The sequence below is a fragment of the uncultured Bradyrhizobium sp. genome, from assembly GCF_936928535.1.
In the GTDB taxonomy this organism is placed as follows: Bacteria; Pseudomonadota; Alphaproteobacteria; order Rhizobiales; family Xanthobacteraceae; genus Bradyrhizobium.
In genome coordinates this window covers 1-21,477 of the sequence record NZ_CAKZHY010000120.1, presented here as the reverse complement: position 1 = coordinate 21,477, position 21,477 = coordinate 1, and the positions used below count along the sequence as shown (strand labels likewise).

The window sequence follows — 21,477 nt, the reverse complement described above, 5'->3', positions numbered from 1 at the left end:
CGAGAGCTTGACAGTTGAAACGCTCCGCAGGCAAATTCTTACACTAAGTAAGAATGACGATAGGGATGGAAATGCCGGAGCAGCCGAGAAGTCGGCGGCAGACGCGCGCTGCCATTTTGACTCATCTGCTGCAGTCCGGCGGCTCGTTCCGGCCGCCGCTGGCGAAAGCCGTGCGTCTGTCCGAGCCGAGCCTCTCGCGCATCCTGTTCGACCTGAAGGCCGAGGGCCTGATCGAGGAAGTCAGGCGCCCTGCCCCTTATGTCGGCGGCCCGACCGGCCTGGTGTCGCTCGATCGCACGGTGGCGCTTGCCGCCCTCGAGCTGACAGGAGAATGGCTCAGCGTCGGCGTTGGCAATTTGCCGGGCGAGTTGCATTACATCGAGCGTGTGCCGCTGCCGCGGAAGCCGACCGTCGAATCCGTTGGCCGGGTCTTCCGCGACGCTCTGAATCTGCTGCGCGACTGGACGCGCCGCCGCCGCATCAGGCTCGCACAAATTGGCGTGACCGTTCCGGGCCTCGGTCGTCTCAGCGTATCGGTCAATCCGATCATTCCCTGTGACATCGAACAGATCGGCGACATGTTCGGCGAAATGTTTGAAGGCGTCCCGGTTACTTTCACCAATTCGGTGGTGGCGCACGCCACCTTTCATCGCTGCCGCACCGAAAACTATCCGTTCACCGACGCGCATCTGTTCGTCTTTGTCGGCCAGGGTGTCGCAGGTGCCTGGATCGATGATCCGATCGAGGACGACGCACTCGAGCCGGTCGAACTCGGCCACATGGTGTTTGGAACCGACGGCCCGCAATGTCGCTGCGGACATCATGGCTGCGTCGAAGCCTACACGTCGTTGCCGGCGCTGGCCGAACTGCTGCCCATGAGCGAAGCGGAGTTGCTCCAGCTTGGCTCCGATGGGATGACAACGATCCCCCTCACGGCGCGGCTGCGCCAGGAATTGCGCCAGCGGCTGTTCCGGCTGGGTCTCGCCATCGGCAACACTTTGAACGTCAAGCCCTGCCGCGGCGTTGTCGTCAGCGGCTGGCCATCGCTTCTTGCGGAAGACGATCGAAAAGCCGTTGGCGACGGCATCGATTCCTGCCTGCTCGGCGGCCGGAAGCTGGCACAAGTGTCGCTCGCCTTCGTGCCACCCTCGACCGGCAACGACCCACAGGCCGCTCTCGCCTTCGCTGCCTTCTGCCTGGCGAGATCTGGTGGCATGCCCGCCGCATCGACGGAGGCCGCCTGACAAGACCTCAGCCGCGTGCGGCTCGCGCACGCCAACATCAGCGCCAAAACGGCGCAAACAACTTCACACCCGGGAGGAACTAGCCATGCCGATCACAACAACAAGGCGCCGTCTGCTCGCTGGATCTGCTGCTGCACTGGCGCTGCCGGCCTTTGCCCGCGCGGAAGGCGCGGTCAAGCCGCGCCTCACCGCAATCTCGCAATGGTCCGCAGGCAGCGACGGTGCTGCCATCACCGCGCTCGGCAAGAAATTCGAGGAGAAAGGCGGCATCTGGCAGCACTCGCCCGTCCCCGGCTTCACCACGGACATGATGAACAAGCTGCGTGCGCAGATCATCGCCGGCGATCCCCCGGCCTGCTCGCAGCTCAAGGGCCCCGAGATCGCCGCCTGGTCGAAGATTGCTCCGACCGTCGATCTCGACGCCGTGGTTGCGGCTGCCGGCTACGAGAAGGTCGTCGCGCCGGACCTTGCGAAATTGCACAAGCCGGCAGGCAAATGGATCGCACTGCCGTTGCAAATCTACAGCACCAACATGCTGTTTCTGTCCAAGCGTGGCATGGACAAGGCCAAGGCCGACAAGGTCCCCGTCACCTGGGCTGACTTCAACGAACTCGCCGAGAAAATGAAATCGGCAGGAATGGCCTATCCCATCGCCAACGGCGGCACCCGCGCCGACGATGGGCAGAAATTCGAGGCGTCGCTGGCCGGCATCAGTCCGACAGCATACCGCGCCGCCTGCATGAATCTCGACAAAAAGGCGCTGGAGGGCCCCGAGATGAAGGCAGCGTTCGCCCAGACGCGCAAGATCTCCGACTGGTGTGATCCCAATGTCGGCGTCCAACCCTATGCCACCAATTTGAAGCGCTTCGTCGACGGCGACATGGGCATGCTGATCATGGGCGGCTGGGCGCAGGGCGTGTTGAAAAATGCCGGTTTCAAGTTTGACGACTATGTCATCACCCCCGGTCCCAGCGACAACAGCAAGCCTGTCTTCCTGTTGAATGCCGATGCCTTCATCTTCTGGCAGCGCAAGGAGGCCGATCTCCAGGCCGGCCAGATGCTGATGGCGCAGCTCGTGATGGATCCGGCGATCCAGACCATGTATTCGCAGATCACGGGATCGATCCCCGTGCGTACCGATGTCGATTTGACCGGCGAGGGCTGGTCGGATGGTCAACGGACAACCGCGGCCGCACTGAAGAATGCCATGGGCAACAACCAGGCCGTCCTGAGCCTCGCGCACAACATGGCCCAGGAAAACGGCCTGACCGCCGCGATAATCGACGTCATCACCGAATATGTGAAGAACAAGACGATCAAGCCGGATGAGGCCGTCAGCCGCCTCGCCGAGGCCGTCGAGGGCGCACGTTGACCGAAATCGTCTCGATAGCAACACGGCCGGGCCGGTCGGCGACATCAGAGATGGTGCGCCGGCTGCCCGAATTTCTGATGATCTGGGTGCCGCTGCTGCTATCGGCAGCGCACCTCATTTCGTTTTCGATCTGGACCATCTGGATTTCGTTCACGCCCTCCACCCTTATTCCCGTCTCGGGCTGGGTCGGTTTGCACAACTACAATTCGGTCCTGGCGTCGCGAAACTGGCAGATCGCCTTCGACAATCTGCTGCTCTTCGGCATCGCTTTCGTGCTGCTCAGTTTGACGACCGGCCTCCTGCTTGCGATCCTGCTCGATCAGCGCATTCGCGGCGAGAACGTGCTGCGGACCATCTTCCTGTATCCCCTGGCCGTGTCCTTCGTCGTCACCGGCACGGTGTGGAGCTGGCTGCTGAATCCCGGCATCGGCATCGAGAAGCTTGCCCATGATCTCGGCTGGACCTCCTTCCACTTCGACTGGCTGGTCAACCGCGACATGGCGATCTGGACCATTGTCATCGCAGCAATCTGGCAATCCTCGGGCTTTGCCATGGCCCTCTTCCTGGCTGGCCTCCGCTCCGTCGATTCCGATATCATCAAGGCGGCACAGATCGACGGTGCCGGGCCGATCCGAACCTATTGGCGCGTCATTCTGCCGACGCTTTGGCCGATCACCGTCACGGTCATCGTTGTCCAGTTGCAGTTTGCGATCTCGGCGTTCGACCTCGTCCGCGCACTCACCAATGGCGGACCGGGAATCGCGACCCAGCTGCCGGCCCTTGTCGTTTACGATTTGATGTTCCAACGCAGCCAGCTCGGGCGGGGCGCGGCGGCGGCGGTTCTGATGTTGCTCATCCTTCTTGCAGTGCTGCTGCCCTATGCGGCGTGGCGCTATGTCCGGCAACGGCGGGCAGCCCATGCGTGACCGAAGCTTCGCCCCAAGCCGGGCTCTCATCTATCTGATCGTGACCTTGTTCGCGGCCGCCTACCTTGCGCCGCTGGTCGTCGTCGTCCTGAACTCGCTCCGGACCAATGAGGAGATCGCGCAGAGCTCGATGATCGGCTGGCCGCAACACTGGGCCTTTGGCAATTACGCCATGGCCTGGAGCGGCTTCTGCGTTGCCGAGACCTGCGCCGGCATCCGGCCGTACATGTTGAACTCAGCGCTTATCACGATCCCGGCGACGATCTTCTCGACCCTGCTCGGTGCCGTCGCCGGTTACGCCGTGTCGCTCTGGCGATTTCGCGGCGACAACTGGATCTACGGCATCGTCACCCTCGGCCTCTTCCTGCCCCAGCAGATGCGCCTCTTGCCCTGGACCATCGTGTTGCGGGACATCGGGCTCATCAACACGCTGTCGGGTCTCGTGCTGATCCACACGATCCAGGGGCTCTCCTTCACGGTGCTGTTCTGCCGAAACTACTATGTCGCCATTCCGCACGAGCTGATCAGAGCCGCACGCATCGATGGCGCCGGTTTCTTCCGCATCTTCTGGCGCATCATCCTGCCGCTCTCGGCACCCATCCTGATCGTCACCGTGATCTGGCAGTTCACCCATATCTGGAACGAATTCCTCTACGGCGTAACCTTCACGACCGGCCAGCAGCAGCCCGTGACTGCCGCGCTCATCGCACTGTCTACTCCGGTCGCAGATATCCCCAAGCAAGGCGTGCAGAGCGCCGCGGTGATCATCGCAGCCCTGCCCACTTTGCTGATCTATCTTTTCGGCGGCAGGTATTTCGTACGCGGCCTTACTGCCGGGGCCGTGAAATGATGGATATGTCATGGCAGCACTGAGCATTCGCGCCCTGTCGAAGCGCTACGCCAACCTGGAGGTGCTGAAAGGCATCGACCTCGACATCGAGAGCGGCGAATTCACCGTGCTGGTCGGACCGTCCGGCTGCGGCAAGTCCACGCTGCTCAACATCGTCGCCGGGCTCGATCGCGCGAGCGACGGCACCATCGAGATCGGCGGCCGCGTCGTCAATGACGTTCCGCCCAAGGACCGCGACATCGCCATGGTGTTCCAGTCCTATGCGCTCTATCCCTCAATGACGGTGCGCCAGAACATCACCTTCGGCATGGAATGCCGGGGCGTTGCCAAGGCCGAGCAAGAGAAGGCGCTGGCAAACGTCGCAAGACTGCTCCAGATCGAGCCGCTGCTCGGCCGCAAGCCTTCGCAATTGTCGGGCGGCCAGCGCCAGCGCGTGGCAATGGGACGCGCCCTGGTGCGCGATCCCTTGCTCTTCCTGTTCGACGAGCCGCTCTCCAATCTCGATGCCAAGCTGCGCGTCGAGATGCGCATGGAGATCAAGCGGCTGCACCAGCGCATCGGCGCCACTATCATCTATGTCACCCACGACCAGATCGAGGCGATGACGATGGCGACCCGCATCGCCGTGATGCATCGCGGCGTGGTGCAGCAATTCGCCGACCCCGACACCGTGTACCGCTATCCCGCCAACATCTTCGTCGCCCGCTTCATGGGCTCACCGCCGATGAACACGATGCCGGCCCGTCTCGAGGCAGATAGCGGCGGACCCGTCGTGGTGATCGGCGCGGGCCGGCCGGACGAGGTCCGGCTTCGCCTGCAGGGCTACGACGCGGCGGCCTCCTATGTCGGCCGCGACGTGGTGCTCGGGATCAGGCCCGAATGCATCGCTGAGGGCGACCGTGTGTTCTCCGGAGCCGTGGGCCCGCCCGTCATCGTCACCGCACCCGTCGAGCTCGTCGAGCCCACGGGCGCCGAGACCATCGTCCTGCTGCGGCTTGGCGGCGAGCCCGCTCAAGCGCGCATCTCGCCGGACATCCGCCCGACGCCGGGTGCCACAACCTCCTTTGCCCTCGATATCAGGCGCATTTGCCTGTTCGACCCCGAGACGGAGCGACTGATCGCATGACCCAGTCGACTTATGCCGACCTCGCCAATCGCGTGGTGGTGATTACAGGAGGCGCCAGCGGCATCGGCGCCGCCTTCGTGCGCGCCTTCGCCGCTCAGGGCTCTCGCGTCGCTTTTCTCGACATCGACACGCAGGCCGGCGAAGCGCTGGCGCAAGAGATTGCGAAGACCTCCGGCACAGCGCCACTGTTCGTGCCTTGCGACCTCATGGACATCGACGCCTTGCGCGCCGCGCTGGCCAAGGTCCACGCATCGCTTGGCGATGCCGCGGTCCTCGTCAACAACGCCGCCAATGACCAGCGCCAGCTGCTGGCCGATGTGACGCCGACGGAATTCGATTGGACGATGGGCGTCAATTTCAAGCACGTCTTCTTCGCCGCGCAGGCCGTGGTGCCGCAGATGCAGGCGCGCGGCGGCGGCTCGATCATCAACATGTCCTCGATCGCCTGGATGCGCGGCGCTCCGGGGTTGCCGGTCTACGCCGCGGCCAAGGCAGCCATCGTCGGCTTCACCAATTCGCTCGGCCGCAAGTTCGGTCCGGACCGCATCCGCGTCAACGCGATTGCGCCGGGGATGGTGATCACCGAACGGCAGCGCAGGCTGTGGTATCCGGACGAGACTCTCATCAAAGAGATGCGCACGCGCCAGGCCATACCCGATGCGGTGACGCCCGAGGATATCGCCGGCATGGCGCTGTACCTTGCCTCCGACGCCAGTCAGCGCATCAGCTGCCAGTGTTTCCGGGTGGACGGCGGCTTGGCTTAGCGCCGCCCCTTCCGCATCGTCGCGAGCACGATATCGGCAGCGAGCGCGCTCGGCGATGTGTTGCCGGTCGACATAATGGCGTCGAGCTGCGCGAAGGCTTCGACCTGCTGCCGGCGCATCGGCGTGTCGCTCAGCACCTCGGACAGAGCGCCGGCGAGCTTCTCCGACGTGCAGTCTTCCTGCAGGAATTCGGGGATCACATCCTTGCCGATGACGAGATTGGCGAGGATCACCGACGACACCTGGATCGCGCGTCGCAGGACGAAGGCCTCCATCGCACCGACGCGATAGGCCGTCACCATCGGAATGCCAGACAGGGCCAGTTCGAGCGTCACCGTGCCTGATTTTGCCAGCGCCGCGCGCGCGATCCGGAACGCGGCGCGCTTTTCGGTTTCGCCGATCGCGATTTGAGGCTTGACGGGCCAGTTCGCGACGCCCGCGCGAATGGTGGCTTCGAGATGCGGCATGGTCGGCAGTATCAATTCGAATGCGACGCCGCTGGATTGCAACCGGCCGATCGCCGCGCCGAACACATCGAGGTGATGACGGATCTCGCTGCGGCGGCTCCCCGGCAGAACCAGCAGCACCGGCGGCTCGCCGGCGCGGCGCTTCTGCTCATCGGCGTTTGGCCGGAGCGAGCCCAGTTGCTCGGTCAGGGGATGGCCGACATAGCTGCAAGGTGGCCCGCCCAGCTTGCGATATTCCTCCGGCTCGAACGGCAGCAGGCCGAGCACATGATCGACATAGCCGAGCATGGCGCGCGCCCGCCCCGGCCGCCAGGCCCAGACCGAGGGCGAGACATAGTCGATCACAGGGATTGACGGGTTCTTCGCGCGGACACGGCGGGCGACCCGATGGGTGAAATCGGGACTGTCGATGATGACAAGCGCGTCCGGCGCGGCCTCGGTGACGGCGTCCGAGGTCTCGCGGATCAGCCGCAGGATTTTTGGCAGCTGCTGCACCACCGCGGCAAGGCCGACGATCGAGAGCTCCTCGATCGGAAACAGCGTCTCGAGCCCCTCGCGCGCCATGGTGAGGCCGCCGACGCCTTCGAACTCCACGCCGTCGCCGAGCCGCTGACGCAGCACCTTCATCAGCGCCGAGCCCAACCGGTCGCCGGACTCCTCCGTGGCGATCAGGAAGATCTTCCTGATGGGATCGCGAACCTGCATCACGCTGAGAGACCAACGATGAAGAGATATTTGGCGTCGGCAAGCGCGATCATCGCCTGCGGCTCGGCGGCGATGGTGTTGCCGGCGATAACAGCGACGCCGGCAAGGCCGGCCTTCGCGACGCCCTCGATGGTGCGCGGGCCGATCGTCGGCAGGTCGAAGCGCAGGTCCTGGCCGCTCTTCGGCGCCTTCACCAGCACACCGCGCCCTGTGGCCGCGCGGATGCGACCTTCTTCGCGCAGGCGCGCCACGCGCGCCAGCAGCGCATCGGTGCCCTCGATGTCCTCGACCGCCACCACATGGCCGTCGATCACGACGGTGGCCTGCCCGATATCGAACGGCCCGAGCGCGGTCAGCACCGCGCGCCCGCGCTCGATGTCGCCCTTGGCATTGTCCGCCGGCCAGGCCCGGCTGATGCAGCCCTCGGGCATCAGGAGGTCGGGCGCAACGTCCTTGATCCCGACCATGCGAAAGCCGTCCTGCTCGAGAATTCGCCCGACGCCGGACAGCAGATGATCGTCGCCGCCGCGGAAGGCACGGATGACGTTGCCGAGCAATCGCAGCGTCTTGATGTCGAAGCGGATCTCCGTGAGCGAGGGCCGCACCAAGGTGCCGATGAAGATCAGGTCGCGGCAGCCCTCCTCGCGGAACAGCCGCATGGCGCGGCCGAGCTGGCCGACCGAGATCCAGCGATGGCGGAATTTTTCGACCTGCGCCGGATCGCACGCGCCGCGCAACGGAAACAGCACCGGCGTGATCCCGCGCGCGGCGAGCGAGTCGGCAACCGCGAACGGCATGGCGCCGCCGCCGGCGACCACGCCGACCGGTGATGAAATCGCAGGAGCCGCCGATGTCATGTCCGCGGCCATCGCAGCATCACTTTTCGATGGTGGGAAGACAGAGCGGGCGCTTGCCCTTGCCGATGAAGCCGAGGATCTCGGCGATCGCGGGATCCTCGCTTGTGAGCGGCTGCACCGCCTCCAGCCGCTCGGCGAACGTGCCGGAGCCGTGGAAGAGCTTCTGGTAGAACGCACGCACGGTCGCAAGCCGCTGCCTGGTGAACTTGCGCCGCTTCATGCCGATCAGATTGAGACTCTCGAGCACCGCATACTGGCCGTTGGCGAGGCCATAGGGGATGATGTCGTCGCGCACGCCCGAGAGGCCGCCGACCATCACATAGTTGCCGATGCGGGTGAACTGGTGCACCGCGGACAGCCCGCCGATGTAGACGGCGTCGCCGATCTCGCAATGCCCGCCGAGCGTCGCCGAGGTCGCGAAGATCGCGTTGCTGCCGACCACGCAGTCGTGGCCGACATGGCTGTTGTTCATGAAGTAGCCGTCGTTGCCGACGCGCGTCTTGCCGCCGCCCTTGACGGTGCCGACGTTCATCGTGGCGCCTTCGCGGATAACGTTGCCGGACCCGATGTCGAGCGTGGTCGGCTCCCCCCTGTAGCTGAGATCCTGCGGCGCGCCGCCGAGCACCGCGAACGGCGAGATCACGCAGGCGTCCCCGACCGTGGTGTGGCCGATGATTGTGACCTGTCCGATCAGCTTGCAATTGGCCCCGATCCGGGCATTGCGGCCGATCATGCAAAAGGGCCCGATCTCGGTGCCTTCGCCGATCACGGCGCCGTCTTCCACCCGCGCGGTGGGGTCGATCTTACTCATGAAGAAGGTCTGACTATGCTTTGAACTTGCTCGGCTTTCCGCTGGTTAGCGCGACTGCGCCCGATCTGTCCAGTGACGTATGATCTCGGCGTGTTTCAGAGGTTGGCTGAACAAGCCGCGCAGCTCGCGTCAACGACCTCATCCAACACTTGAACGACGGCGCGCCCGGCTCAGTCGGTCAGCATGGCTCCGACATCGGCTTCAGCGACGACCTGCCCATTGACCTTGGCGTCCCCGTGAAACCACCACATGGCCTTGCGGCGGCCGAGCGAGCGCATGTGATACTCGATGGTATCGCCTGGAAGCACGGGCTTGCGAAACTTGCACTTGTCGATGGTGAGGAAATAGACCGCACGCGGCTTCTCGGTGCCCTCGACCGACTTGATGCCGATCACGCCTGCGGTCTGCGCCATCGCCTCGATCATCATGACGCCGGGATAAACCGGGCGCTCGGGGAAATGTCCCTGGAAGGCCGGCTCGTTGAAAGTGACGTTCTTGATGCCGATGCCGCTGTAATCGGCGCGGATGTTGATCACCCGGTCGATCAGCAGCATCGGAAACCGATGCGGCAGGGTCTGGAGGATCGCATTGATATCCACCAGCGCAAACTTGATCGGTGATTCCTCCGTCATTCCCGTCCCTCATCCTTCGGATCGGTCTTGCTGTCGCGTACCAGACGCTCCACCGCGATGATCTCCTTGAACCATTGTTTGGTCGGCTTGGCGAAGTGCCCGCCCCAACGCCCTCCCGGCGGAATGTCGTCCTTGACCGCGCTCATGGCGGTCACCTGGGCTCCATCGCCGATCTTGAGGTGATTGTTGATACCAACCTTCGCTCCCAGCGCCACGTTGTCGCCGATGGTCAGGCTGCCCGCGAGCCCGATCTGGGCCGCCAGCAGGCAATTCCGACCGATCGTGACATTGTGGCCGATCTGGACCTGATTGTCGATTTTGGTCCCCTCCCCGATCACGGTGTCGCGCAGGGAGCCGCGATCGATGGTGGTGCCGGCACCGACTTCCACATTGTTCTGGATCAGCACCCGACCGGTCTGGGGCACTTTCAGGTGGCCCTCGGGGCCGAAGAAGATGAAGCCGTAGCCGTCCTGGCCGATCGAGCAGCCGGGGTAGATCAGCACGTTGTTGCCGATCAGCGCGCACTGGATCGCCGTGCGTGCGCCGACATTGCAGTCCCGGCCGATCTTGACGCCCGGACCGAGCACCACGCCCGCCCCGATCACGGTGCCGCTGCCGATCTCCACATCAGGACCGATGACGGTCAACGGCTCGACGATGACGTCGTCCTCCAGCCGTGCCGACGGGTCGATGATGGCCGATGGCGCAATGCCGGTATTGCCGGACCAGGACTGCGGGCGCAATGCGTCCGCGTGCCATTCCCGGGCGATCCTGACGAAGGCCCGGAACGGCTGCGCCACCCGCAGCACGGCCGTATGCGCGGGCACCTGCGCCTCGAAGCGCGTGCTCACCAGGCAGGCGCCAGCCTTGGTCGCCTTGAGCTGATCGGCGTATTTGAGGTTGTCGAAGAACGCCAGATGCATCGGACCGGCTTCGTCGAGCGAAGCGAGACCCGTGATGACATGACCGCCCCTCTCGGGGTCGACCAGTTGCGCCTTGGTCAGCGTGGCGATGTCGGCCAGCGCTGTAGCAGGCGGTTTCTTGAAGAAGGTCGGCTGCGCCATTCCACCCCGTCGCGGTCCGGCTTCGGCATGAAGCGGTCAGGCCGCATCATGCCTTATCTCATGGATTGAGCACGATCTTTTTGGCCGCCGGCCCCAAGGAATTCCGAGAAGGAATTCCCGAGGGACCAGGTCATGCCCTGCTGATCGAATTAGAACGAGGTGCCGCCGCCGAACCGGAATTCCTGCGTACGGTCATACTTGCCCTTGGTGAGTGGCACTGCGTAGTCGAAGCGCAGCGGACCGAACGGCGACGCCCAGATCAAGCCGACACCAACCGACGATCTGACGACCTTGCTGTCGTCATAGACGAGGCCGGTACAGGTTCCGGTCGAGTTCGGATTGATGGTCGACGGAATACAGTTCGAGTTCTTGGTCGTCGTATTTTCGCCGGTCAGCGCCCAGGTCGTCGGGCCCTGGTAGTCGTAGAGACCACCGGCGTCGGCATAGACTGCGCCCTTCAGACCCACTTCCTTCGGCAGGAACCAGAACGGCATCTGCAATTCGAGCGAAGCGCCCCAGTACTTGGTGCCGCCGAGCGCGTCCTGCGTGTCGTACGGGTTGATGTCGCGCGGACCGATGCCGTTCGGCGCGAAGCCACGGACGAGGTTCGGACCCATCTGGAAGTGATCGAGCATGCGCAGGTCTTTGCTGCCGATCTTGTTCAGCACACCGCCCTGGAGATGGACGAGGCCGACGAGGTCGGACACCAGCGACTGGTAGTACTTCGCATCCAGGGCGGTCTTCAGGTAGGAGACGTCGCCGCCGACGCCGGCGAAGTCCTGCCTGAAGTCGACGAGCAGACCGTCGGTGGGGTTCTTGTTGTTGTCGAGGGTGTTGTAGGTCAGCGTGTAGCCGAGCGCCGAGGTCAGCGTCTTGCCGTTCGCAAGCTCCTTGCGGACGGGCAGAGAGGCTTCGCCGTCGATGTAGCAGCCGAGGCCACCTGTCGAGCTCAGGTCAATGCCGTTGACGGCAGCATAGGCCGGGCTCGGGTTAAACGCCCCTGAGGTCGGAATGTTGTTACAGTTCGCCAGATAGGACGGCAGCGAGATTTCCTGCTGATAGATCGAGTAGCGCAGCTGCAGCGACAGGTCCTCGCGCAAAGCGAAGCCGAGACGCGGCGAGAAGCCGAGCGTCTTGGTGCCGTAGGAGATGTAGCTGTTGGCCAGCTGCTGGCGCTGATAAAGGTCGAGGCCCAGCGCGACGCGATAGTCGAGCAGATATGGCTCGACGAACGAGAGCGAATAGCCGCGCGCATACTGGCCGTAGGTGACCGACGCCTTGGCGAACAGGCCGCGGCCGAGCAGGTTGCGCTCGGAGACCGAGACTTCGGCGAGCGCACCGTCCGTCGTGGAGTAACCGCCCGAGACCGAGAAATCGCCGGTCGACTTCTCTTCGAGATCGACGACCAGGATCACACGGTCGCTGGACGAGCCCGGCTCGGTCGTGATCTTCACGGTCTTGAAGTAGTCGAGGTTCTTCAGGCGACGCTCGGCGCGGTCGACCAGCGCACGGTTGTAGGCGTCGCCCTCGGAGATGTCGAACTCGCGGCGGATCACGTAGTCACGAGTGCGGGTGTTGCCGCGGATGTTGATGCGCTCGATATAGGTGCGCGGACCCTCGTCGATGTTGAACACGACGGCGACGGTGTGCGCATCGAAATTGCGATCGCCGCCGGGACGCACCACCGCGAAGGCATAGCCGCGGCGCGAGGCCTCGATCTGCATCTCCTCGACCGACTTCTCGACCGCTTCGACATTGTAGAGCGAACCGACATTGACGCGCGAGAATGAGCGCAACGTGCTCGCGTCGAAATTCGGGATGCTGGTGCGGAAATCGACGGTGCCGACGCGGTACTGCTGGCCTTCCTCGATCTTGAAGGTGACGTTGAAGCCCTTCTTGTCGGGATCGTATTCGGTGAGCGCGGCGACGACCTGAACGTCGGCGAAGCCGTTCTTCAGGTAGAAGCGGCGAATCAGGTCGCGGTCGGCCTCGACGCGATCGGGATCGTAAACGTCGCCGCTGCCGAGGAAGCTCAGCAGATTGGTTTCGCGCGTCTTGATGACGTCACGCAGGCGGTAGGACGAGAACGCATTGTTGCCGACGAATTCGATCGACTTGACGCCGGTCTTGGCACCTTCGTTGATCGTGAAGACGAGATCGACGCGGTTGTTCGGCTGCTCGATGATTTCAGGGACGACGGTCACGTCATAGCGGCCGGAATGGCGATAGATCTCGGCGATTCGCAGCGTGTCCGACTGCACCATGGCGCGGGAGAACGTACCGCGGGCCTTGGACTGCACTTCGGCGGTGAGCTGCTCGTCCTTGATCTTCTTGTTGCCCTCGAAGGCAATGCGACCGATCACGGGGTTTTCCACCACGGAGACGATGATCTGACCGCCGGCGCCGCGGTTGATCTTCACGTCCTGGAACAGGCCGGTCTCGATCAGCGCCTTGAGGCCGTCATCGATGGCGCCCTGATCGAGGCGCCCACCGGGGCCAGGTTTGAAATAGGACCGGATCGTCTCCACCTCGACGCGGCGATTTCCTTCGACGGAAATCGACTGCACGGTCTGGGCGAACGCAGACGAAGACACCAAAACAGCCCCAACCGGGGCAACCGCCGGCGCGCCGAACATGATCAGGGTTGCGAGCAAGCCCCCCCGGAGTCGCAGTCCAAACTTCATGCGCAACGCGCCCTTATCAACTTACCAGACCCAACCCCAAAGCCGGTCTGGGAGATTCCCCAAGTTCTAGCCGCTTGTAGCCAATTTCCCCGACATCGCAAACGGCAGCTGACAGGGTAATTTCAATTTCATTCCAAGACGTTGCTCATCAGCAACGCCACAAAAAAGCCCCGATCACGAAGCGGCCATCCGCAAGATGTCGTTGTAGGTCGCAAAGACCATCAGCATCAGCACAAGACCAAGCCCGATTCGGAACCCCATCTCCTGAGTCCGCTCGGACAGCGGGCGGCCACGGACAACTTCGGCCGTGTAGAACAGAAGGTGACCGCCATCGAGCAACGGAATCGGGAACAGGTTCAGAAGGCCAATCGAGACCGACAGCACCGCGCACAGGTTGATCACGAACTGGAACCCGGCGCTGGCTGCCTGTCCCGACATCTTGGCGATGCCAAGGACGCCGCTGACCTCGTTCGGATTGCCCTGCCCGACGAACAGCGAGCCCAGGAACTTGAAGGTGCTGGTGATGATGAACCAGACCTGCTCGACCCCGATCTTGAGCGCCTCACCGAAACTGACGGGCGTGGTCGAGACCTCGCCGGCCTGCGATTTGTGTTCGACGCCGAGCACGCCGACCCGGTGGCTGTTGCCGAACGGATCCTTGCGCTCGAGCAGCGCCGGCGTCGCCGTCAGGGACACGAGGCCGCCATCCCGCTTCACCTCGAAAACCAGTGCTGAACCGGCGCTCGTCGCGACGATCCTCTGCATGTCGGCAAAGCTCTCGATCGGCTTGCCGTCGATCTGCACGACGACGTCGCCGATCTTGAAGCCGGCGGCGGCCGCAGCGCCGTCGGCGACGACGCCGTCGACGCGGGCGATCGTGCTCGGCTTGCCGTAATACAGCGCCATGCCTGCGAAGATCAGCGCGCCGAGGATGAAATTGGCAATCGGTCCGGCGGCAACGATGGCGGCGCGCGGACCGACCTTCTTGTGGTGGAAGCTGCCGGCTCGCTCTTCCGCCGTCATCGCCTCCAGCGTCGCGGCCGACGGCGTCGAGGCCTCGCTCTCGTCACCGAAGAACTTGACGTAACCGCCGAGCGGGATCGCCGAGATCTTCCACCGCGTGCCGTGGCGGTCGTTGAACCCGACCAGCTCGGGTCCGAACCCCAGCGAGAAGGTCAACACCCGAACGCCAGCCCAGCGCGCGACCAGAAAATGGCCGAGCTCATGGAAGAACACGACGATGGTCAGAACGAACAGGAAGGGAACGACGTAGCCGAGGAGCCCATGGCTCAACGTGTTGAAACTATGGGTAAAAAAGTCGATCATCGAATTCCCTCATCCAGCGCCGCAAGGCCCTGGCCCCGAACTGTCTAGGATGCCTTTAAGGCAATTTGAGGCAATAGGGCGGCAGCTTTATTTCGCGCAACATGGTCAACGTTTATTGCATCATCCGCTGACGTCATGGGGCCCTGGTTGCCGCCCCGGATCCAGTCCTCCAGCGTCGCCTCGACCAGGCGGGCGATGGCGCCAAAGCGGATCTTGCCGGCGATGAAGGCCGCGACTGCAACCTCGTTGGCGGCGTTGTAGACGGTGGTCGCCCCCTTCCCGCTCCGGAGCGAATCGAAAGCCAGGCGAAGCCCGGGGAACCGCTCGAAGTCCGGAGTCTCGAAGGTCAGCTGGCCGATCTTGGCCAGATCGAGCTTGGCCGCCGGTCCCTTGATCCGGTCGGGCCAGCCGAGACAATGGGCGATCGGCGTGCGCATGTCGGGCGAGCCGAGCTGGGCCATGACCGAGCGGTCCGAAAACTCGACCATGCCGTGGATGATCGACTGCGGATGCACCAGCACGTCGATCTCGTCGGGCGTCAGGGCGAACAGATAGGACGCCTCGATCACCTCGAGGCCCTTGTTCATCATCGAGGCGGAGTCGATCGTGATCTTCTGCCCCATGCTCCAATTCGGATGCTTCAGGGCCTGCTCGAGCGTCGCCTTCTCGATGTCCGCGGGCTTCCAGGTCCGGAACGGGCCGCCCGATGCAGTGATGATGACGCGAACCAGCTCGTCGCGATTGCCCGATGCCAGCGCCTGGAACAGTGCGTTGTGCTCAGAGTCGGCAGGCAGAATGCAGGCGCCCGCTTTCGCCGCGCGCTGCATGAAGAAATCACCGGCGCAGACGAGGCATTCCTTGTTGGCCAGCGCAACATGCGCGCCGCGATCGACAGCGGCCAAAGCCGGCTTCAACCCCGCCGCGCCGCTCACTGCCGCCATCACCCAATCGGCCGGACGCGCACCGGCCTCGATGACAGCGCTTTCGCCGGCACCGCATTCCGTGCTCGTGCCCGCAAGTGCGGCCTTCAGATCGGCGAGCTTGGTGCTGTCTGCGATCGCAACGAAGCGCGCGGAAAATTCCTTCGCGAGTTTTGCCAGCGCTTCGACGTTGCTGTTCGCCGTCAACGCCTCGACGCGATAGCGCTCGGGCGAAGCGCGCAGCAGATCCATCGTGCTGTCGCCGATCGAGCCGGTGGCGCCGAGCACCGTGACGCTGCGGATGTCGGTCGCAGCAAGCCTGTTGTTACGCAATGGGACTGCGCTCATATCCTCACCAAACCATAAGACCGCTTCCGGCGCTATGCACACCATGGCGGAGAAAGCCGATAATCCATGCCACCAGGATGGCAGCGACAAAGCCGTCCAGGCGGTCCAATAGCCCGCCATGGCCGGGAATTAAGTGACTGGAATCCTTGACGCCGAAGCGCCTTTTCACGGCGGATTCGAACAGGTCGCCGCCTTGCGAGACCACCGACAGGACAGCGCTGATGGCTAAAAGCGGAACCGCCTTTCCGATGCCGAAGGCGGCAAAGCCGCCCGCAACGGCAAGGCTGGCCACAAAGCCGCCCAACGCGCCGGCCCAGGTCTTCTTCGGGCTGACGCGCGGCCAGAGCTTCGGTCCACCGATCCCGCGGCCGGCAAAATAGCCGCCGATATCGGTCGCCCATACCACCAGCAGTACAAACATCAGCGCGGCGAAGCCGTGCAACAGGTCCTTGCGCACCAGGATCGAGGCCAGCAGCGCCGCCGCAGCATAGGCAAATCCGCTCGCGGTCCAAATGAACTTGCCGCGCGCGATCAGCGTCACGATCGCGCCGCCGACACAGCCCACGATGATGGCGGTCTTGAGCGCGCCGGCGGCAACGCACAAGCCCATCATGGCAATGACGATCGTCCCCACCCCGGTCAGAGCGGTCGAGGCTGCGCCCACCACCGTCAGCCATTCCGTGAACAGCCCGATCGATATCAGGATGACGAGAAGTGCCCACAGCCAGCCGCCCGCATAGGCGAGCGCAAGCGCGATCGGCGCGAGCACCAGTGCCGCGAGAACTCGCATCACCAGATTGCTCGGGGCAGGCGCCGTGCCCGCCGGTGCGGCGTCGGGTTCGCTCACGAGGCTGATTTCGCGACGAGGCCGCCGAAACGGCGCTCGCGCCTGGCGAATTCGGCGACCGCGCTTTCGAGCGCAGCCTTGTCGAAATCCGGCCAGTGGACCGGCACGAAGACGAGCTCGCTATAGGCGGCCTGCCACATCAGGAAGTTGGAGAGTCGCTGCTCGCCGCTCGTGCGGATGATGAGATCGGGATCGGGAATGTCGGGCGCATCGAGATGGGCGCCGAGCGCGTCGGCATCGATCGTGTCAGGGTCGCGCGTGCCGGCAGCGACTTCGCGGGCGAGCTTCTGCGCGGCCTTCGCGATCTCCTGCCGCGAGCCGTAATTGAAGGCGACGACCAGCGTGAGACGGGTGTTGTCGCGCGTCAGTTCCTCGGCCTCGTTCAGCAGTGCACAGATGTCGCCCTCGAGCCCGGCGCGCTCGCCGATGATGCGCACCTTGACGCCGTCGCGGTGCAGGCTCGCGAGGTCGTTGCGGATGAAGCGTCTGAGCAGGCCGAAGAGATCGCCGATCTCGCTTGCCGGGCGCGACCAGTTCTCGGACGAGAACGAGAAGATGGTGAGATAGCGGATGCCAAGCTCGTGCGAGGCACGCACCACCCGCCGCAGCGCTTCGACGCCGCGGCGATGGCCTTCGGCCCGCGGCAGACCGCGCGCGGCCGCCCAACGCCCGTTGCCATCCATGATGATGGCGACATGCGCAGGCACATCGGACCGATCAGGTCCGTCCGTTGCGGGCGCGGCGGCGTTGGACATGAAAAACGGCCTTAGACGGTGAGGATTTCTTTTTCCTTGGCGGCCAGCAGCTGGTCGATCTCGGTGATGGTGCCGTCGGTGGCCTTCTGCACCTCGTCGGCGTGACGCTTCTGGTCGTCCTCCGACATCTCGTGATTCTTCTCGAGCTTCTTGAGGACATCGAGGCCGTCGCGGCGGACGTGGCGCGCCGCGACCTTGGCGGCTTCGGCGTATTTGTGCGCGACCTTGACCAGCTCCTTGCGACGCTCCTCGTTGAGTTCGGGGATGCGCAGGCGCAGCACCTGGCCTTCGGTTGCCGGCGACAGGCCGAGATTGGAGTCGACGATCGCCTTCTCGACGGCCTTGACCATCGACTTGTCCCAGACCTGCACCGAGATCAGGCGCGGCTCCGGCACGCTGACGGTGGCGAGCTGATTGAGGGGCATATGACTGCCATAGGCGTCGACCTGCACCGGATCGAGCATCGAGGCCGATGCACGGCCCGTCCGCAGGCCGCCAAGTTCGTGCTTGAGCGATGCGACCGCGCCCTGCATGCGGCGCTTCACTTCGTTGAGGTCGAAATTACCCGTGGCCATCACGTTTCTCCTTCAATAGTCCGGCGACCCGACCCGCGCCCCTGCTTTGGGGCGCCCAGACGAGCCGTCAGCCTGCGACAACAGTCCCGTGGCCGATGCCGCGCAGAATCGCGCCGATCGAACCGGGCTCCGCGATCGAAAATACGATGATAGGCAGGGACGTCTCACGGGCAAGTGCGAAGGCGGTCGCATCCATCACCTTGTAGCCGCCCTCGATCGCCTGCGAATGCGTCAGCCGGTCGAATCGCTTGGCCGAAGGATCCTGCTTCGGATCGGCCGAGTAGACCCCGTCGACATTGGTGGCCTTCAGCACCGCCTCGGCGCCGATCTCGGCGGCGCGCAGCACGGCCGTCGTGTCTGTGGTGAAGTACGGGTTGCCGGTGCCGCCACCGAGCACGATGATTCGCCCCTCCGAGAGGTATTTGTGCGCCGCGGTGCGCGTGAACAGCTCGGAAATCTCGGGCATGACAAACGCCGACAGCGTACGCGCCGGCGTGCCCTTGCGCTCGATCGTGGCTTCCAGCGCCAGGCAATTCATCATGGTCGCAAGCATGCCCATGGTGTCGCCGGTCGTGCGCGACACGCCGCGCGAGGAGACCTCGACGCCGCGAAAGATATTGCCGCCGCCGATCACGACCGCCACCTCGCATCCGAGCTGGCGGGCAGCGATCAGATCGTCCGCAACCCGGTCCATGGTCGGCTGATCGATGCCAAAGCCTTGCTGCCCTGCGAGATACTCGCCGGACAGCTTGATCACGACGCGACGATAGACCGGATCAGTCATGAGCACTTTCCTTGTCCGGGCGCCGCTTCCGGCGGCACGCCGGAAGGAGGTGTTCCAGCGCTTACTTCTTGCCGCTGGCCGCCGCGACCTCGGCCGCGAAGTCCGATTCCTGCTTCTCGATGCCCTCACCGAGAGCATAGCGCACGAAGCCGGCAATCTTCACCGCGCCGCCGACCTTGCCTTCGGCTTCCTTCACCGCCTGCGCCACCGACTTGCCGGTGTCGTGGATGAAGGCCTGCTCGAGCAGGCAGACTTCCTTGTAGTAGGTCTTCAGGCCGGACTCGACGATCTTCTCGATCACGTTCTCCGGCTTGCCCTGCTGGCGATATTTGTCGGCGAGCACGTCCTTCTCGCGCTTGACGACGGCCGGATCGAGACCGGACGGGTCGAGCGCAAGCGGGTTGGCGGCTGCGACATGCATCGCGATCTGGCGACCGAGAGCTGCGAGCTCGTCGGCCTTGCCGACCGATTCGAGCGCCACGATCACGCCCATCTTGCCGGCGCCGTCGACGACTGCGCCGTGGACGTAGCTCGACACCAAGCCCTGGCTCACTTCGAGGGAAGCGGCGCGGCGAAGCGTCATGTTCTCGCCGATGGTGGCGATCGCGTCATTGATCGCGGCTTCCACCGTGACGTCGCCGACCTTGGCGGCCTTGATCTTCTCGACGTCGGCGCCAGCGTCGAACGCGACCTGGGCGACCATCTTGACCAGGCCCTGGAACTGGCCGTTACGCGCGACGAAGTCGGTCTCGGAGTTGACCTCGACCACGACGCCCTTGTTGGCCTTGGTGAGCGCACCGATGAGGCCCTCGGCCGCGACGCGGCCGGACTTCTTGGCGGCCTTCGACAGGCCCTTCTTGCGCAGCCAGTCCTGCGCCGCTTCCATGTTGCCGTCGTTCTCGGTCAGTGCGGCCTTGCAGTCCATCATGCCTGCGCCGGTCGACTCGCGCAGATCCTTGACCATCGCAGCTGTGATCGTTGCCATTTGAAAATCCTTCTTGCCTGCCGGTTTGCCGCGGCGCGGCTCCAATTGCCCCGCCGCGGTCCATCTCAGGAATTCGCGTCAACTGAATGAAATGGTGGCCGGATCCGGTCCGGCCAACCCACCGCCGTTTTGACTATTCCGCTTCCGCGGTCAGCGCCTTGGCCTTGGCCACCCAGGCGTCCGCACGGCTCGGCAGACCGACTTCTTCGCCGATCTTGTGCGCGGTGTCGTGGTCGAGCTCGGCGAGCTGCCAATAGTGGAAGATGCCGAGGTCGTTGAACTTCTTCTCGATCGCACCCGACACGCCCGGGAGCTTCTTGAGGTCGTCGGCAGTGCCGCGCGGACCGGCAAGGCCCTGGAATCCGGCGGTCGAGGGCAGCTCTTCGGCGACCGGACGGGCCGAGGCACCGATGTCGATGCCGGAATCGCCCTGGGCGCGCGAAATGCCGTCGATCGCAGCACGGGCGATCAGGTCGCAATACAGCGAGATCGCGCGGCCGGCGTCGTCATTGCCCGGCACCACATAGGTGATGCCCTTCGGATCGGAGTTGGTATCGACGATCGCGGCGACCGGGATGTTGAGCCGCTGGGCTTCCTGGATCGCGATGTCTTCCTTGTTGGTGTCGATCACGAAGATCATGTCGGGAAGACCGCCCATGTCCTTGATGCCACCGAGCGAGCGGTCGAGCTTGTCGCGCTCGCGCTGAAGCGTCAGGCGCTCCTTCTTGGTGTAGGAACTGGCGTCGCCGCTGGCCAGCACTTCGTCGAGATGACGCAGACGCTTGATCGAGGCCGAGATCGTCTTCCAGTTGGTCAGCGTGCCGCCGAGCCAGCGCGAATTGACGAAATACTGCGCGCAGCGCTTGGCAGCGTCGGCGACGCCGTCCTGCGCCTGGCGCTTGGTGCCGACGAACAGGATGCGGCCGCCCTTGGCAACCGTGTCGCTGACGGCCTGAAGGGCGCCGTGCAGCATCGGCACGGTCTGGGCGAGGTCGACGATGTGGATGTTGTTACGGGTGCCGAAAATGAACGGAGCCATTTTCGGATTCCAGCGGTGCGACTGGTGACCAAAGTGCACGCCAGCTTCGAGCAGCTGACGCATAGTGAAATCGGGCAGTGCCATCGTTTTAATTCTCCGGTTGGTTCCTCCGGAAGCGTGTGAGCAAAACGGAGCGATGTCGCCCCGGCTGCCACCGGACGGCCTTGTGAGCCATGCTTCCGTGTGAGATGGCGCGCTATATAGCGCCATTTCGGCCAGAAGCAAGGAAATAAGGGCCTTTCGGGGCTTTTACCGCCTCGACAAGGCCCTTTCCGGGATTTCCGCCCTGCCCGCTAGCACCTTGGCTGGTTCGGCGGGCATTTTTTTGGAGCCGGAGCCGCGGGACGCGGTGGCGGCGGGGCCGGACGCGGCGGTGGGGTTGCGGCCACCCGGGGC

At 64.2% G+C, this 21,477-nt stretch carries 20 protein-coding genes; 6 read left to right on the top strand and 14 right to left on the bottom strand.

Annotated elements, in window-relative coordinates:
• Positions 1-65: 65 nt before the first annotated feature.
• The 6 genes from Q0687_RS24390 to Q0687_RS24365 all read left to right on the top strand — a co-directional run bounded on the left by Q0687_RS24390 (position 66) and on the right by Q0687_RS24365 (position 6,282).
• On the top strand, positions 66-1,244 hold the full coding sequence (locus tag Q0687_RS24390; protein WP_298882518.1) for an ROK family transcriptional regulator: 1,179 nt from the start codon (positions 66-68) through the stop codon (positions 1,242-1,244).
• Between the two features lie 85 nt (positions 1,245-1,329).
• Complete coding sequence (locus Q0687_RS24385; protein ID WP_298882516.1) at positions 1,330-2,616, top strand: ABC transporter substrate-binding protein; 1,287 nt, start codon at positions 1,330-1,332, stop codon at positions 2,614-2,616.
• 50 nt (positions 2,617-2,666) lie between these two features.
• The gene (locus tag Q0687_RS24380) at positions 2,667-3,542 is read left to right on the top strand and encodes a sugar ABC transporter permease (RefSeq protein WP_298882616.1); all 876 of its coding nucleotides are present in this window, start codon (positions 2,667-2,669) and stop codon (positions 3,540-3,542) included.
• Positions 3,535-4,392 carry a carbohydrate ABC transporter permease gene (locus Q0687_RS24375; protein ID WP_298882513.1) on the top strand — a complete coding sequence of 286 codons (858 nt, stop codon included), beginning with the start codon at positions 3,535-3,537 and terminating at the stop codon, positions 4,390-4,392. The genes Q0687_RS24380 and Q0687_RS24375 overlap by 8 nt, the downstream gene beginning before the upstream one ends.
• Positions 4,393-4,402: 10 nt before the next feature.
• Positions 4,403-5,518, top strand: coding sequence for a sn-glycerol-3-phosphate ABC transporter ATP-binding protein UgpC (gene ugpC / locus Q0687_RS24370; RefSeq protein ID WP_298882510.1), 1,116 nt, complete (start codon positions 4,403-4,405; stop codon positions 5,516-5,518).
• On the top strand, positions 5,515-6,282 hold the full coding sequence (locus tag Q0687_RS24365) for an SDR family oxidoreductase (RefSeq protein WP_298882507.1): 768 nt from the start codon (positions 5,515-5,517) through the stop codon (positions 6,280-6,282). The genes ugpC and Q0687_RS24365 overlap by 4 nt, the downstream gene beginning before the upstream one ends.
• Here the strand turns inward: Q0687_RS24365 and lpxB are convergent.
• From lpxB to Q0687_RS24295, 14 genes are all read right to left on the bottom strand, one after another.
• Complete coding sequence (lpxB, locus tag Q0687_RS24360; RefSeq protein ID WP_298882504.1) at positions 6,279-7,457, bottom strand: lipid-A-disaccharide synthase; 1,179 nt, start codon at positions 7,455-7,457, stop codon at positions 6,279-6,281. The two genes, Q0687_RS24365 and lpxB, sit on opposite strands and share 4 nt — an antisense overlap.
• Positions 7,454-8,311, bottom strand: coding sequence for a UDP-2,3-diacylglucosamine diphosphatase LpxI (gene lpxI, locus Q0687_RS24355; RefSeq protein ID WP_298882614.1), 858 nt, complete (start codon positions 8,309-8,311; stop codon positions 7,454-7,456). Before lpxI ends, lpxB begins: the two co-directional genes overlap by 4 nt.
• 19 nt (positions 8,312-8,330) lie before the next feature.
• On the bottom strand, positions 8,331-9,122 hold the full coding sequence (lpxA, locus tag Q0687_RS24350; protein WP_298882501.1) for an acyl-ACP--UDP-N-acetylglucosamine O-acyltransferase: 792 nt from the start codon (positions 9,120-9,122) through the stop codon (positions 8,331-8,333).
• Between the two features lie 170 nt (positions 9,123-9,292).
• Positions 9,293-9,754 (bottom strand): 3-hydroxyacyl-ACP dehydratase FabZ, encoded by a 462-nt coding sequence (fabZ, locus tag Q0687_RS24345; RefSeq protein WP_057756061.1) that lies wholly within the window; start codon positions 9,752-9,754, stop codon positions 9,293-9,295.
• The gene (gene lpxD, locus Q0687_RS24340) at positions 9,751-10,818 is read right to left on the bottom strand and encodes a UDP-3-O-(3-hydroxymyristoyl)glucosamine N-acyltransferase (RefSeq protein WP_298882495.1); all 1,068 of its coding nucleotides are present in this window, start codon (positions 10,816-10,818) and stop codon (positions 9,751-9,753) included. The genes fabZ and lpxD overlap by 4 nt, the downstream gene beginning before the upstream one ends.
• Before the next feature lie 149 nt (positions 10,819-10,967).
• Complete coding sequence (bamA, locus tag Q0687_RS24335; protein ID WP_298882492.1) at positions 10,968-13,502, bottom strand: outer membrane protein assembly factor BamA; 2,535 nt, start codon at positions 13,500-13,502, stop codon at positions 10,968-10,970.
• Between the two features lie 174 nt (positions 13,503-13,676).
• Complete coding sequence (gene rseP / locus Q0687_RS24330; RefSeq protein WP_298882489.1) at positions 13,677-14,828, bottom strand: RIP metalloprotease RseP; 1,152 nt, start codon at positions 14,826-14,828, stop codon at positions 13,677-13,679.
• Between the two features lie 44 nt (positions 14,829-14,872).
• The gene (gene dxr / locus Q0687_RS24325) at positions 14,873-16,096 is read right to left on the bottom strand and encodes a 1-deoxy-D-xylulose-5-phosphate reductoisomerase (RefSeq protein ID WP_298882486.1); all 1,224 of its coding nucleotides are present in this window, start codon (positions 16,094-16,096) and stop codon (positions 14,873-14,875) included.
• Positions 16,097-16,100: 4 nt separating this feature from the next.
• Positions 16,101-16,943 (bottom strand): phosphatidate cytidylyltransferase, encoded by an 843-nt coding sequence (locus tag Q0687_RS24320; RefSeq protein ID WP_298882484.1) that lies wholly within the window; start codon positions 16,941-16,943, stop codon positions 16,101-16,103.
• The gene (locus Q0687_RS24315; RefSeq protein ID WP_298882483.1) at positions 16,940-17,698 is read right to left on the bottom strand and encodes an isoprenyl transferase; all 759 of its coding nucleotides are present in this window, start codon (positions 17,696-17,698) and stop codon (positions 16,940-16,942) included. The genes Q0687_RS24320 and Q0687_RS24315 overlap by 4 nt, the downstream gene beginning before the upstream one ends.
• Before the next feature lie 11 nt (positions 17,699-17,709).
• Positions 17,710-18,273, bottom strand: a complete 564-nt coding sequence (gene frr / locus Q0687_RS24310) for a ribosome recycling factor (RefSeq protein ID WP_128951567.1) — start codon at positions 18,271-18,273, stop codon at positions 17,710-17,712.
• A 67-nt stretch (positions 18,274-18,340) separates the two neighbouring features.
• Positions 18,341-19,057 carry a UMP kinase gene (pyrH, locus tag Q0687_RS24305; RefSeq protein ID WP_298882467.1) on the bottom strand — a complete coding sequence of 239 codons (717 nt, stop codon included), beginning with the start codon at positions 19,055-19,057 and terminating at the stop codon, positions 18,341-18,343.
• Between the two features lie 61 nt (positions 19,058-19,118).
• Positions 19,119-20,042 carry a translation elongation factor Ts gene (gene tsf, locus Q0687_RS24300; protein WP_298882465.1) on the bottom strand — a complete coding sequence of 308 codons (924 nt, stop codon included), beginning with the start codon at positions 20,040-20,042 and terminating at the stop codon, positions 19,119-19,121.
• Positions 20,043-20,175: 133 nt separating this feature from the next.
• Positions 20,176-21,165 carry a 30S ribosomal protein S2 gene (locus tag Q0687_RS24295; RefSeq protein WP_298882463.1) on the bottom strand — a complete coding sequence of 330 codons (990 nt, stop codon included), beginning with the start codon at positions 21,163-21,165 and terminating at the stop codon, positions 20,176-20,178.
• Positions 21,166-21,477 lie beyond the last annotated feature (312 nt).

What these genes read in the sequence shown, in the direction of transcription:
- Q0687_RS24390 (WP_298882518.1), top strand. Translation starts at nt 66, where the DNA reads ATGGAAATGCCGGAGCAGCCGAGAAGTCGGCGGCAGACGCGCGCTGCC.
- Q0687_RS24385 (WP_298882516.1), top strand. Translation starts at nt 1,330, where the DNA reads ATGCCGATCACAACAACAAGGCGCCGTCTGCTCGCTGGATCTGCTGCT.
- Q0687_RS24380 (WP_298882616.1), top strand. Translation starts at nt 2,667, where the DNA reads ATGGTGCGCCGGCTGCCCGAATTTCTGATGATCTGGGTGCCGCTGCTG.
- Q0687_RS24375 (WP_298882513.1), top strand. Translation starts at nt 3,535, where the DNA reads ATGCGTGACCGAAGCTTCGCCCCAAGCCGGGCTCTCATCTATCTGATC.
- ugpC (WP_298882510.1), top strand. Translation starts at nt 4,403, where the DNA reads ATGGCAGCACTGAGCATTCGCGCCCTGTCGAAGCGCTACGCCAACCTG.
- Q0687_RS24365 (WP_298882507.1), top strand. Translation starts at nt 5,515, where the DNA reads ATGACCCAGTCGACTTATGCCGACCTCGCCAATCGCGTGGTGGTGATT.
- lpxI (WP_298882614.1), bottom strand. Translation starts at nt 8,311, where the DNA reads ATGACATCGGCGGCTCCTGCGATTTCATCACCGGTCGGCGTGGTCGCC.
- lpxA (WP_298882501.1), bottom strand. Translation starts at nt 9,122, where the DNA reads ATGAGTAAGATCGACCCCACCGCGCGGGTGGAAGACGGCGCCGTGATC.
- fabZ (WP_057756061.1), bottom strand. Translation starts at nt 9,754, where the DNA reads ATGACGGAGGAATCACCGATCAAGTTTGCGCTGGTGGATATCAATGCG.
- lpxD (WP_298882495.1), bottom strand. Translation starts at nt 10,818, where the DNA reads ATGGCGCAGCCGACCTTCTTCAAGAAACCGCCTGCTACAGCGCTGGCC.
- bamA (WP_298882492.1), bottom strand. Translation starts at nt 13,502, where the DNA reads ATGAAGTTTGGACTGCGACTCCGGGGGGGCTTGCTCGCAACCCTGATC.
- rseP (WP_298882489.1), bottom strand. Translation starts at nt 14,828, where the DNA reads ATGATCGACTTTTTTACCCATAGTTTCAACACGTTGAGCCATGGGCTC.
- dxr (WP_298882486.1), bottom strand. Translation starts at nt 16,096, where the DNA reads ATGAGCGCAGTCCCATTGCGTAACAACAGGCTTGCTGCGACCGACATC.
- Q0687_RS24315 (WP_298882483.1), bottom strand. Translation starts at nt 17,698, where the DNA reads ATGTCCAACGCCGCCGCGCCCGCAACGGACGGACCTGATCGGTCCGAT.
- frr (WP_128951567.1), bottom strand. Translation starts at nt 18,273, where the DNA reads ATGGCCACGGGTAATTTCGACCTCAACGAAGTGAAGCGCCGCATGCAG.
- pyrH (WP_298882467.1), bottom strand. Translation starts at nt 19,057, where the DNA reads ATGACTGATCCGGTCTATCGTCGCGTCGTGATCAAGCTGTCCGGCGAG.
- tsf (WP_298882465.1), bottom strand. Translation starts at nt 20,042, where the DNA reads ATGGCAACGATCACAGCTGCGATGGTCAAGGATCTGCGCGAGTCGACC.
- Q0687_RS24295 (WP_298882463.1), bottom strand. Translation starts at nt 21,165, where the DNA reads ATGGCACTGCCCGATTTCACTATGCGTCAGCTGCTCGAAGCTGGCGTG.